10 protein-coding genes are annotated in these 12,297 nt (G+C 76.4%); 8 read left to right on the top strand and 2 right to left on the bottom strand.

Annotation, left to right across the window (positions count from 1 at the left end; translation table 11 throughout):
* Positions 1–272 precede the first annotated feature (272 nt).
* Positions 273–1,616, top strand: coding sequence for a membrane-associated oxidoreductase (locus NPS70_RS21915; protein WP_256526073.1), 1,344 nt, complete (start codon positions 273–275; stop codon positions 1,614–1,616).
* 133 nt (positions 1,617–1,749) lie between these two features.
* On the opposite strand, the gene NPS70_RS21910 is transcribed toward NPS70_RS21915, so the two are convergent.
* Entirely contained in the window at positions 1,750–3,327 is a 1,578-nt protein-coding gene (locus NPS70_RS21910) for an aldehyde dehydrogenase (NADP(+)) (RefSeq protein WP_256526072.1), read from the bottom strand.
* Positions 3,328–3,473: 146 nt separating this feature from the next.
* On the opposite strand from NPS70_RS21910, the gene NPS70_RS21905 reads away from it, so the two are divergent.
* From NPS70_RS21905 to NPS70_RS21885, 5 genes are read left to right on the top strand one after another with little or no spacing between them, the layout of a single operon-like run.
* Positions 3,474–4,634 (top strand): FAD-binding oxidoreductase, encoded by a 1,161-nt coding sequence (locus NPS70_RS21905; RefSeq protein ID WP_256526136.1) that lies wholly within the window; start codon positions 3,474–3,476, stop codon positions 4,632–4,634.
* A complete protein-coding gene (locus tag NPS70_RS21900; RefSeq protein WP_256526071.1) occupies positions 4,631–4,888 on the top strand; it encodes a (2Fe-2S)-binding protein in 258 nt (85 codons plus the stop codon). Before NPS70_RS21905 ends, NPS70_RS21900 begins: the two co-directional genes overlap by 4 nt.
* Positions 4,881–6,317 carry an NAD(P)/FAD-dependent oxidoreductase gene (locus tag NPS70_RS21895; RefSeq protein WP_256526070.1) on the top strand — a complete coding sequence of 479 codons (1,437 nt, stop codon included), beginning with the start codon at positions 4,881–4,883 and terminating at the stop codon, positions 6,315–6,317. The genes NPS70_RS21900 and NPS70_RS21895 overlap by 8 nt, the downstream gene beginning before the upstream one ends.
* 9 nt (positions 6,318–6,326) lie before the next feature.
* Positions 6,327–7,223, top strand: a complete 897-nt coding sequence (locus tag NPS70_RS21890) for a dihydrodipicolinate synthase family protein (protein ID WP_256526069.1) — start codon at positions 6,327–6,329, stop codon at positions 7,221–7,223.
* Position 7,224: 1 nt separating this feature from the next.
* Positions 7,225–8,226, top strand: coding sequence for a proline racemase family protein (locus tag NPS70_RS21885; RefSeq protein WP_256526068.1), 1,002 nt, complete (start codon positions 7,225–7,227; stop codon positions 8,224–8,226).
* A 30-nt stretch (positions 8,227–8,256) separates the two neighbouring features.
* On the opposite strand, the gene NPS70_RS21880 is transcribed toward NPS70_RS21885, so the two are convergent.
* Entirely contained in the window at positions 8,257–8,967 is a 711-nt protein-coding gene (locus tag NPS70_RS21880; protein ID WP_256526067.1) for a GntR family transcriptional regulator, read from the bottom strand.
* Between the two features lie 408 nt (positions 8,968–9,375).
* Between NPS70_RS21880 and NPS70_RS21875 the strand changes: the two genes are divergently transcribed.
* Both NPS70_RS21875 and NPS70_RS21870 read left to right on the top strand, forming a co-directional pair.
* Positions 9,376–11,673, top strand: a complete 2,298-nt coding sequence (locus NPS70_RS21875) for a M9 family metallopeptidase (RefSeq protein WP_256526135.1) — start codon at positions 9,376–9,378, stop codon at positions 11,671–11,673.
* A gap of 286 nt (positions 11,674–11,959) precedes the next feature.
* Positions 11,960–12,136 (top strand): hypothetical protein, encoded by a 177-nt coding sequence (locus NPS70_RS21870; RefSeq protein WP_256526066.1) that lies wholly within the window; start codon positions 11,960–11,962, stop codon positions 12,134–12,136.
* Positions 12,137–12,297 lie beyond the last annotated feature (161 nt).

Genomic DNA, 12,297 nt, shown 5'->3' with positions numbered 1-12,297 from the left:
TTTCGCGCACCGCGACCTGTTCGGGCCGTCATCATGCGCGGCGCAGGCGGAGGATCCCTACGGGACAGCCCTGGGGACGGACGACGCGTACAGGCCCCGCGCCGTCCGGAGCCGTGCCGACTCCCGGGTGAGGACGGCGGCGGAGGCGGCACTACGATGGGCGCCCGGGAGAACGTCGGGAGGGGGCGGCGTGGCCACGAGCCGCGGGGGGACGCATGGCTAGCGCCCCGTCTCCGGACGGTGCGGACCCGACTCCTCTCGAATCCCGGATCGTGCAGGCATTTCCCCGGGGCGTGCCGGTCGACGCCCGGCGGCGGACTGCGGAGGGGGACCCGCCGGACGCCTCCGGCCGTCGCACGGGTACCCGGCCGCCCGTACGGGCCTCCGTTCTGCGCGAACTCCTGCTCTCCGGCCGTGCCGACGGGATACCGGGCCTGCATCTGACCGGAGTGACCGTCACAGGCCGGCTCGACCTCGCACACGCCGAGATCCCCTGTCCGGTGCGCTTCGTGGACTGCGACTTCCAGCACCCGGTCGAGCTGAGCGAGGCCCGTGTGCGCCGGCTGGACCTGTGTGCCTCCCGGATGCCCGCGCTCACCGCGACCGGCATCCGGGTCGAGAGCGACCTCGGCCTGGCCGACTGCGAGGTCACCGGACCGGTCCGGCTGGACAGGGCGCGCGTCGAGGGCGACATCAGAGCCGCCCGGCTGCGGGTGCGCGGTGCGCTCGTCCTGGAGACGGCGCAGGCCGACGGCGCCCTCGATCTGGAGGACGCCCGGCTGCACGGCCGCGGGGGCGACGCCCTCGACGCCCGCAACCTCACCCTGGGCACCCTCCTGAACGCCGGGGGCCTCGACGCCGAGGGCAGGGTACGGCTGACCGGCTGCACGGCCGGCGGCTGGATCTCCTTCATGGAGGCCCGGCTGCACAACCCCGGTGGAGTCGCCCTCGGTCTGAGCAGCTGCGAGGCCCGGCAACTCACTCTCCGCGACGCGCGGCCCATCGCGGGCGAGGTCAGGCTGCACCACTCCGCCTTCAAGGCGATCGAGGCCGACCCGGGGGTGTGGCCGCCCTCGGTCAGCCTGGAGGGGCTGGTCTACGAATCGCTCTCCCCCCGGCTGCCGGCTGACCGGCGGCTGCCCCTGCTGGAATGCGATCGGAGCGGCTTCCTGCCGCACAGCTACGAGCAGCTCGCCCGTAGCTACCGCGCAGCCGGCGAGGACGCCGAGGCCAGAACGGTGCTGCTCGCCGCACAGCGCCGCCGACGGCGCTCCCTGCCCTGGCCCGCGAGGGTGTGGGGCCATGTCCAGGACGTGACCGTCGGCTACGGCTTCCGGCCGGCCCGGGCCGTGGCCTGGTTGCTGACGCTGCTGCTCGCCGGCACCGTCGCCTTCGGGCTGGACGAACCGACGCGCTCCGAGCCAGGCAAGGGGCCCCCGTTCAACGCTCCCGTCTACGCGGCCGACCTGCTGCTGCCGGTCGTCGACTTCGGCCAGGAGAAGGCCTTCGCCCCCACCGGTCCCCACCAGTGGCTGGCCGTCCTGCTCGTCGCGTCGGGCTGGATCTTCGCCACGACCGTCGCGGCCGGGGTGACACGCAGCCTCACCCGTCCGTGACCTGCGCCGGCGCGAAGTGTGAAACGGCCTGTCCCCCCGTGTGGGCCGGTGCCGCGCAGGTCGCGGGCGCCGTCGGGGGCCGCTCCGGGGCGCCCGGAACCGGCCCCGCCGCTCCGCGGCCGTCACGCACGCCCTACCGGAGCGGGCGCCCCCCGGGCGGCAGGGCGGCGGCCTCCGGCGGATCGGTGTCCCTGAGCTCGGGGGGCAGCAGCGTGCCGGGGAAGGACTGGTAGCAGACCGGGCGCAGCCAGCGTTCGACGGCGAGGGCCCCGACGCTCGTGGCCCCCGGCGAGGTCGTCGCGGGCCACGGGCCCCCGTGCACCATCGCGTGACTGACCTCGACACCGGTCGGCCAGCCGCCCCACAGCACGCGTCCCGCCCGCTCCTCCAGTACCGGCAGCAGCCGTGCCGCCGTGGCCCCGTCGGCCTCCGTTCCGTGCACCGTGGCCGTCAGCTGCCCCTCCAGGTGCTCCAGCAGGGAGAGGAGCTGCCGCGTCCCGGACCAGCGTACGACGAGCCCCGCCGCGCCGAAGACCTCTCCGTGGAGGTCCCGGTGGGCGGTGTACACGGCCGTGTCGCAGGTGAAGAGCGCCGGGGCGGGTGCGTACCGGCCCTGGCCCGGCGCGCCCCGTGCCACCTCCCGCACCCCGTCGACCGCCGCCCACCGCCGCACCCCCTCGGCGTAGGCGCGGCAGATGCCGGGGGTGAGCATGACCTGGCCGGGGGTGTTCCGCACGGCCCGGGCCGCGGCCGCGAGGAAGGCGTCGCCCGAGGGCCCGGCCGGAAGCAGCAGCAGGCCGGGATTGGTGCAGAACTGCCCCGCGCCGAGGGTCAGCGAGGCCGCGTACCCTTCGGCCTCCCGTTCCGGATCGGCGAGTGCCCCGTCGAGCACGATCACGGGGTTGACCGCCGACAGCTCCGCGTGGACGGGGACGGGCACCGGGCGCGCACCGGCCGCGGCGACCAGGGCCAGCCCCCCGGCGCGCGATCCGGTGAAGCCCACCGCGGTGATCCGGGGGTCCTGGACCAGGGCGAGGCCGACCCGGTGCGCGCGGCCCACGAGCAGCGAGAACACGCCCGGCGGCATCCCCGTGCGCTGGGCGGCGGCCGTCAGGGCCCGGGCGACGGCCTCGCCGGTGCCGGGGTGCGCCGGGTGCGACTTGACGACGACGGGGCACCCGGCGGCCAGCGCGGAGGCCGTGTCGCCGCCCGCGACGGAGAACGCCAGGGGGAAGTTGCCCGCGCCGAAGACCGCCACCGGGCCGAGCGGGATCCTGCGCAGCCTCAGGTCCGTTCCCCCGGTCGCGGAGTCGGTCCGCGCGCCGGCCACCGCGCCGTCCCTGACCAGTTCGGCGAAGACCCGCAACTGACGGCAGGTGCGGGCCCGTTCACCGGCGAGACGGGGCCGCGTGAGCCCCGTCTCGCGGGCCGTGAGTTCCAGCAGGCCGTCGCCGAGCGCCTCGATCTCCTCGGCGCAGGCGTCGAGGAAGGCCGCCCGCCGGCCGGGCGGAAGGGCGCGGAAGTCCCGCGCCGTCGCCGCGGCGAGCCGCGCGGCCTCCGCGACCTGCTCCGCCGAGGCGTCGTGCAGGGCGGGGCCGAAAGGCTCCCCGGACGCGGCGGCGGCCGCGTACCAGGCATCCCCCGTGCCGGGGACCTCGTCCCCGGCCAGGATCGAGTGTCCGTTCAGGTGCGGGTGTCCGGGCGGCTTCACGGCGATGCTTCTCCCTGCTGGCGCCGGTCGTCCGGCGTGCCGTCGTCGGGTACCGGGCCCAACTCGCCCGGTTTGCGGCGTTGTCCGCGGAACGGTCGGGTGGCTAGCCTAGAGAATGGCATGTGACATTGCACCAGGGGGTGGGCATGAGAGTCGTCGTGGTGGGCGCGGGCATCGTGGGCGCCGCGTGCGCGTTCCACGCCGCGGCGGCCGGGCTCGACGTCACGGTCCTCGACCGGGGCCCGGTCGGCGCCGGCACCACCAGCCGCGGGGAGGGCAACATCCTCCTCTCCGACAAGAGACCGGGACCGGAGCTGGAGCTGGCCCGGCTCAGCCGCGAGCTGTGGGACGAGGCCGGCGCCGAACTCGGCCCGCACACCGTCGAACTGGAGCCGAAGGGGGGCCTGGTCGTCGCGAGCACTCCCGGCGCCCTCGCCGAGCTGCAGGTCCTCGCGGCGCGCCAGTCGGCGGCCGGTGTCCGCGCCGAACGCGTCGGCTGCGTCCGGGACCTGGAGCCGCACCTGGCGCCCGGCCTGCCCGGCGGCGTCCACTACCCCCAGGACGCCCAGGTGCAGCCGGTGCTCGCGGCGGCCGGGCTGCTGGGTGCGGCCCGTCGGCGCGGAGCCCGGGTGCGCACCGGCGAGGCCGTCTCCCCCGTCGCCGGACGCGGCGGCCGGATCCGCGGGGTCCGCACCGCCGACGGTGCGGTGCTGCCCGCCGAGGCCGTGGTGAACGCCGCGGGGACCTGGGGCGGCGAGGTCGGCCGCCGACTCGGTGCGCCCGTCGAGATCCTGCCGCGCCGCGGTTTCGTCCTCGTCACCCAGCCGCTGCCGCCGATGGTCCGTCACAAGGTCTACTCCGCCGGCTACGTGGCCGACGTCGACTCCGACGGCGCGGGGCTCGGGACCTCCTGCGTCGTCGAGGGCACCCGGGCGGGCACGATCCTGATCGGGGCCAGCCGCGAGCGCGTCGGCTTCGACACCGCCATGGACCCGGCCGTGGTCGCCGCGCTCGCCGCCGGGGCGTGCCGCCTGTTCCCCTTCCTGCGCGCCACCCAGGTGATCCGCGCCTACCGGGGCTTCCGGCCGTACTGCCCGGACCACCTGCCGATCGTCGGCCCCGACCCGCGCGTCCCCGGGGTCGTCCACGCCTGCGGCCACGAGGGCGCGGGCGTCGGCCTCGCCCCCGCGACCGGAGCCCTGGTCACCGCCCATCTACTCGGCCGTCCGTGGCGCGGCGCCGACCCGGCCGCCCACACCGGGCTGCTGCCCGACCGGTTCCTCACCGGGGAAGGAACGCCGTCATGACCGAGTGCACCGTGGACGGCGAACCGCTGCCCTTCGTCCCCGGGCAGACCCTCGCCGCCGCCCTCGTCGCCTCGGGGCGGATCGCCTGGCGCACCACCCGGATCGGGCGCCGGCCCCGCGGGGTCTTCTGCGGGATCGGCGTCTGCTTCGACTGCCTGGTCACCGTCGACGGCAGGAGCGGGCAGCGCGCCTGCCTGGTACGGGCCCGCGCGGGCATGACCGTCACGACCGGGAGGGAGGACGGCGATGAGTGAGCCGGGCGACCTGGTGGTGGTGGGCGCGGGACCGGCGGGCATGGCGGCCGCGGCCACCGCACTGCACGGCGGGCTGCGCGTGACCCTCCTCGACGCCGGCCCCGAGCCGGGCGGCCAGTTCTGGCGCCGCCCCGTGCGCGCCGCGGACCCGGCCGCCCGCGCCGCGCACCCGCGCCGCGGGCGGCGCACCTACCGGGCGCTGTGCGCCGCGCTCTCCGCCCACCGGCGCACCGGACGGCTCACCCTGCTGACGGACCACCACGCCTGGACCGCCACCCGCGGGGAGGACGGCTTCACCGTGCACGCCGTGGACCGCAGCCGGGCGCCCGAGGAGACCGACGTGGCGCTGCGCGCCCCGGCCCTGCTGGTGGCGACGGGAGCCTACGACCGCCAGCTCCCCTTTCCCGGCTGGGACCTGCCCGGAGTGCTCACGGCGGGCGGGCTGCAGGCCCTGCTGAAGGGCGGGGGAGTCCCCGCCGGGGCCCGGGTGGTCCTCGGGGGCACGGGGCCCTTCCTCCTGCCGGTCGCCGCGGCCCTCGCCACGCGCGGAGCCGAGGTCGCCGCCGTGTGCGAGGCGTCGGGGCCCTCGGCCTGGCTGCGCCGCCCCGGACCGCTGCTGCGCCGCCCCGCCCGGTGGGCCGAGGCCGCCGGCTACGCGGCGGTGCTCGCCCGGCACCGCGTCCCGGTCCGCACCCGCACCGCGATCACCGCGGCCGAGGGCACCGGGCGGGTCGCCGCGGTGCGCACCGCCCTGCTGGACGCGGACGGCAGCCCGCTGCCGGGCTCGGAGCGCAGGATCGCGGCGGACACCGTCGGCGTCGGCTGGGGCTTCGTACCCCAGCTCGATCTCCTGGTGACCCTCGGCTGCCCCCTCGCCGACGCCGGTGACGGCAGCATGGCCGCCGCCGTCGACGGCGGCCAGCGCACCGGCGTGCCGGGTCTCTACGCGGCGGGCGAGGCCTGCGGCGTGGGCGGGGCGGCCCTCGCCGTGGGCGAGGGCCGCCTGGCGGCCGTGTCGGTGCTCGCCGACCTCGGGGCGCCGGGGCGGCCGAACCCGCGGCGCCTGGCGGCCGAGCGCGCCGCGGTGGCCGGGCACCGGGCCTTCGCCCGCGCGGTGGCAGGGGCGCACCCCGTGCCGCCGGGCTGGTCCTCCTGGCTGACCGACGACACCCCCGTCTGCCGGTGCGAGGAGGTGACCGCGGGCGCGGTCCGCTCGGTCTGCGCCGACGGCTCGGCGGCCGACCACCGGCAGGTCAAGCAGCTGACCCGGGCCGGCATGGGGTGGTGCCAGGGCCGGATGTGCGGGCCCGCCGTGCACGGCCTCGCCGCCCCGGGGCAGCCGTACGCGCCCGCCGAGCGGCTGATCGCGACCCCGCTCACCCTCGGTGCGCTCGCCGGACCGGGCGAGCCGCCCCCCGTTCCCAGCTGAGGAGTCCCCATGGCACACGACCGCAGGCCCTGGCACGGCGTCATCGTCGCGACGAGCCTCCCGTTCCGGCGGGACCTGTCCGTCGACTACGGCGCCTACGGGGAGAGCGTCGCCTGGCTCGCCGAGCAGGGCGTGCACGGTGTCGCCCCGAACGGCTCGCTGGGCGAGTACCAGACCCTGACCGACGAGGAGCGCGACCGCGTCGTGCGGACCGCCGTCGCGCACGCCCCCGAGGGCTTCACCGTCATGCCCGGCGTGGGCGCCTACGGCGCGATGGAGGCGAAGCGGCACGCGCAGGTCGCCAGGGACGCGGGCTGCCAGGCCGTCATGTGCCTCCCGCCCAACGGCCACCGGGCGGGAGACGGCGCCGTCCTGGAGCACTTCGCCATGGTGGCCTCGGCCGGGCTCCCCGTCACCGCCTACAACAACCCCGTCGACACCAGGGTCGACCTGCGCCCCGAACTGCTGGCCAAGCTCCACGCCGAGGGCCTCATCGCGGGCGTGAAGGAGTTCTCCGGAGACGTCCGGCGCTGTTACGCCCTCCGGGAGCTCGCCCCCGGGCTCGACCTCGTGGCCGGCACGGACGACACCCTCCTGGAGGTCGCCCTCGCCGGGGCCCGCGGCTGGGTCGCGGGCTACGCCCAGGTCTTCCCACGGGACTGCCTCGCCCTCTACGAGGCCGCCCTGGCGGGGGACCTGGACACCGCGCTGCCCCTCTACCGGCGACTCCACCCGGTGCTGCGCTGGGACAGCAGGACCGAGTTCGTCCAGGCGGTCAAGCTCGGCCAGGACATGACCGGCCGGACCGGCGGGCCCTGCCGCCCTCCCCGGCAGGCGCTGGCCCCGGAGGCGGAGGCCGTGGTGCGCGCCGCCACCCGGGCCCTCGTCGAGGCGGGGGTGCGGTGACATGCGGTCCGTGGCCTGCTACCACGCGGTCGACTCGCACACCGAGGGGATGCCGACCCGGGTCGTCACCGGCGGGGTCGGCGTGCTGCCCGGCGCCACGATGGCCGAGCGGCGGCAGCGGTTCGTACGGGAGCGCGACCGGCTGCGCACCCTGCTGATGTGCGAGCCGCGCGGGCACGCGTCCATGTCCGGAGCGATCCTCCAGCCCCCGACCCGGCCGGACGCCGACTTCGGCGTGCTGTTCATCGAGGTCTCCGGCTGCCTGCCCATGTGCGGCCACGGCACCATCGGCGTGGCGACGGTCCTGGTGGAGACCGGCATGGTCGAGGCGGCCGAACCGGAGACCGTCATCCGCCTCGACACCCCGGCCGGCCTGGTGACGGCCCGGGTCGCCGTGCGGGACGGGCGGGCGGAGGCGGTCACCCTGGAGAACGTCGCCTCCTACAGCCATGCGCTGGACCAGGTCGTCGACGTCGAGGGGTTCGGCCCGGTCCGCTACGACATGGCCTACGGCGGCAACTTCTACGCCCTCGTGCGCACCGAGGAACTCGGCATCCCCTTCGAACGTGCGCAGAAGCAGCGGCTGCTCGGCGCCGGACTGGCCGTCATGGAGGCGGTCAACACGCAGAACCCGGTGGCGCACCCGGAGCACCCCGCGATCGACGTCTGCCACCACGTCTACCTGGAGGCGCCCGGCTCCGGTGCCCGGCACTCCCGGCACGCCATGGCGATCCACCCCGGGTGGTTCGACCGGTCGCCGTGCGGGACGGGAACCAGCGCCCGGATGGCCCAGCTGTACGCGCGGGGACTGCTGGAGCAGGGGCAGGAGTTCGTCAACGAGTCCTTCATCGGCTCCCGCTTCACGGGGCGGATCCTGGGGGAGACCACGGTCGGCGGCCGTCCGGCCGTCCTGCCCTCCGTCACCGGCCGCGCCTGGATCACCGGCACCGCGCAGTACCTGCTCGACCCCACCGACCCCTACCCGGCGGGCTTCACCCTGTGACCTCCGGCGCCCCGCGCCCGGATCCCGGGGTCAGCGGGCGCCGGGCCGCCGGGGCGGCGAGACGCGCCCCGCCTGCTGCCTCCGTGCCGCCCACAGGGTGCGCACATGCGCGAGATGGCGGCGCATGAGGTCCTCCGCGCCCTCGGCGTCCCCCGCGATCATCAGGTCGAGCAGTGCGGTGTGCTCCTGCGCCGAGGCGACCAGTGCCCCCTCCTGCGAGAGGTCGGCCAGCCCGTAGAGCCGGGAGCGCTTGCGCAGCTCGGCCACCGTCTCGACGAGGCGGGCATTGCCCGCCAGGGCGAGCAGGTCGAGGTGGAAGCGGCGGTCCGACTCCAGGTAGCCGATGAGGTCGCCGCGCCGGGCGGCGGCCACGATCTCCTCGGCGACGGGCCGCAGCGCCTCCAGCTGCCCGCGCGAGGCGGTCCGGGTCACGCGGCCGACGGTGGGGATCTCGACGAGCGAGCGGATCTCGGTGTACTCGTCCAGGTCGCGCTCGGAGAGCTCGGTGACGCGGAACCCCTTGTTGCGCACGGCCTCGACCATGCCCTCGCGGGCCAGGTCCAGCATGGCCTCGCGCACGGGCGTGGCGGAGACGCCGTACTCGGCGGCCAGCGAGGGCGCCGAGTAGACCACGCCGGGCTGCAGGTCCCCCGCGATCAGTGCGGCGCGCAGCGCGTTGGCCACCTGGTCGCGCAGATGCTCCTGGACGGAGATGAGTTTGCGGCCCGTCAGCTCGCTCATGCGATCCCCTTCATGCCGTGTGACCGCACTCTACAATGTCACGTTGCGCGGCCTTCGTGCCGTCTGCCGGCGGGGTGGGGAGGGCCGGCCCGGCCGGCCCCCGGCGAGGGGGCGGAGCCGTCCGGTGCGCGTCCTCGGGAGGGCGCGCGCGGGGTGCGGGAGTGCCGTGGCGGACATGCCGCGGCCGGGGGGTCCGGTGTGCCGGGGGAGTTCCGAGGGATCGGGCCGGTCGCCTTCCCTGTGAAGTGTGACCTGTGCCATGGTACATGGTACCGGTCGTGAGCATGTCAATCCTTGCGTGTGTGCTGTGTCCCGTCGCCCGCGAGATCCCCGGCCCACGGCCCGTCCCCTCCGTCGGTCACGTCCCCGCGTGCCCCGATCCCCCATGGGAGGAACCACGTGAGAGCCATGCTCGTCCGCAGAGGTGCGGGCGCCGCACTCCCCCTGGCGCTGGCCGGGGCCTTGGGCCTCGCGCTGCTCGCGCCGCCCGCCCACGCACGCCCGGACTCCCCTCCGGCCGCCGCGGCGCCCGGCCGGGCCCTGCCGTCCCACCCGGGCGCGGCGCCCGACCCCGCGCCCCGGGCACAGCAGTCCGCCGCTCCGGACCCCGGCCATGTGGCCGCGGAGCGGCTGGCGCCCTCCCAGCTCCCGCCGCTGGGCGCCGACACGTCCCGCCTCAGGACGTCCTACGACGACGGCGCCTCCCGGGAACCGGACGCGGCCGTGCCGCCTCCGTCCCGCTCCGCCCCCTGCGATCCGGCCGACTTCACCGGCAGCACCGGGGACGCGCTGGTGCGCCGGATCAAGGCCGCCGCCACCGCCTGCGTCAACACCCTCTTCGGCCTGACCGGCGAGGACGCCCGACTGGCCTTCCGCGAGGCGCAGATGACCTCCGTCGCCGGTGCGCTGCGCGACGCGTCCGCGGACTACCCGGGTGACCCGAGCGCCGGAACCCCGCAGCTCGTGCTCTTCCTCCGGGCCGGGTACTACGTGCAGTGGTACCACCCGGACGACGTCGGCCCCTACGGCGGCGGGCTGCGAACCGCCGTCCGCGCCGGCCTCGACACCTTCTTCGCGAGCCCCCGCTCGCGCGACGTCACCGACGCCAACGGCGAGACCCTGGCCGAGGCGGTCACGCTCATCGACAGCGCCCAGGAGAACGCCCGCTACCTCCACGTCGTCGAGCGGCTGCTGGCGGCGTACGACCCGTCCTGGAACGCGTCCCGGTGGATGCTCGCCGCCGTGAACAACGGGTACACGGTGACCTTCCGCGGCCACTACTCGCCCGAGTTCGTCGGGGCGGTCGAGGCGGACCCGGGCCTGGTCCACACCCTGCACCGCTTCGCCGTGGACCACGCCGCCCTGCTCGGCACCGACGAGGCGTACCTGACCTCCAACGCCGGCCGGGAGCTGGGCCGCTTCCTCCAGCACACGAGCCTGCGGGACCGTGTGCGCCCGCTCGCCGCCGACCTGCTCGGGCGGAGCGCCGCCACCGGGCCCACCGCGCCCCTGTGGGTGGGCGTCGCCGAGATGGCCGACGCCTACGACAGGGCCAACTGCTCCGCCTATGGCACCTGCGGCCTGCGGGAGCGACTGGAGCGGGAGGTCCTGCCGGTCCACCGCACCTGCGGACCCGGCATCCGCATCCTGGCCCAGCAGATGACGGCCGGCCAGCTGGACGCCACCTGCGCGAGCCTCGCGGGGCAGAACGCCGCCTTCCACCGGATCGTGGGCGACGGAGGTCCGGTCGCCGACGACGGCAACACCGTCCTGGAGGTGGTCGTCTACGACTCCGGCACCGACTACCGGACGTACGCGGGCGCCATGTACGGCATCGGCACCGACAACGGCGGCATGTACCTGGAGGGCGACCCCGCCGCCCCGGGCAACCAGGCACGCTTCATCGCCTACGAGGCGGAGTGGCTGCGCCCGGAGTTCGCCGTCTGGAACCTCAACCACGAGTACACCCACTACCTCGACGGCCGCTTCACCCTGTACGGCGACTTCGCCGCCGCCATGACCACCCCCACCGTCTGGTGGGTGGAGGGCATCGCGGAGTACGTCTCCTACTCCTACCGCGGTCTGCCCTACACCGCGGCGATGGCCGAGGCCGCCCGGGGCACCTACTCCCTGAGCACCCTGTTCGACACCGGCTACGGCCACGGCAGCGCGCGGGTCTACCGCTGGGGCTACCTGGCCGTGCGGTACCTGCTGGAGAGGCACCCCGCCGACCTGCACAGCGTGCTGGGCCACTACCGCGCCGGTCGGTGGGACGCGGCCCGCACCCACCTCACCACGACCGTCGGAACCCGCTACGACGCCGACTTCGCCGCCTGGCTGGCCGCGTGCGCGGCCGGCGACTGCGGCACCGCCGTCCCCGAGTGCACCGGCGCGGACACCCGGGCCCTCGGCGGGGGGTGCCGCCGCAGCGGCCTCGCCGCCGCCGAGGGCGACCACGTCTACCTCTACCTGTACGTCCCGCCCGGGACCGCCCGGCTCACGATCACCTCCACGGGAGGCACCGGCGACCCCGACCTCTACTACAGCGGGTCCGGCTGGGCCACCGCCACCTCCTACACCAGCCGTTCCGCCGGTCCCGGCACCAGCCACGTCCTGACGGTCACCGACCCGCCCGCCGGTTACACCTACGTCAGCCTCCACGCCGCCGGCGCCTTCACCGGGGCCGCCGTCGGCTCCGCGTACTGAGCGCGCCGGGCCGCGGCCGCCGCCGCGGCCCGGCCCCGTGCCCGCCAGGCACCGCAGGGGCGGCCCGGGCCGGGGGCGGGGCGACCTCCCCGGACGGGCTCTGCCCTGCCGTGGTGGTGCGGGGGCGCGGGCGGCTCGCCGACCGTGCGGGACGCGGCCGGGTGCGCCGGGGGCGACCGGCCCGGCCGCCGTGCGGGGCCACCCGGACGGATGGTCCCGGGGTGCGGCCGGTCGGCCGCTGGTAAAGGCTCATGGCGCGACGCCCCCCCACTCGAAGGAGAGAAACATGCTTCGGCGCATCTCGATCGCTCTTGCCGGCCTGCTCGCTGTCGGCTTCCTCGCCGCCGCCCCCGCCGCGGCGGACCCCGTGGAGGACAGCGGCTGCTGGGGCAGCGGCGGCTACGTCTCGGCCGGCCATGTGAACGTGGCCGGCCTCGGCGTCGTCTGCTGGGACCTCGGCTGACGGCACGGCAGCGGTTCGCTGGCTTCCGGGTGGGTCCCCAGGAGGGGGACCCACCCGGAAGCCGTGTCCGGGGCGGGCCGCGACGACGGCGCGCCCCGCGGGCGTCCCGCGTGCCGAGACCCCTCGGCGCCGAGCGGGACGGCACCCCACGGCCCGCTCCG

The organism is Streptomyces sp. C10-9-1, assembly GCF_024497955.1.
Taxonomy (GTDB): Bacteria; Actinomycetota; Actinomycetes; order Streptomycetales; family Streptomycetaceae; genus Streptomyces; species Streptomyces sanyensis.
Note: the sequence above shows the minus strand (reverse complement) of the source record. Positions and strands in the feature narration are given on the sequence as shown.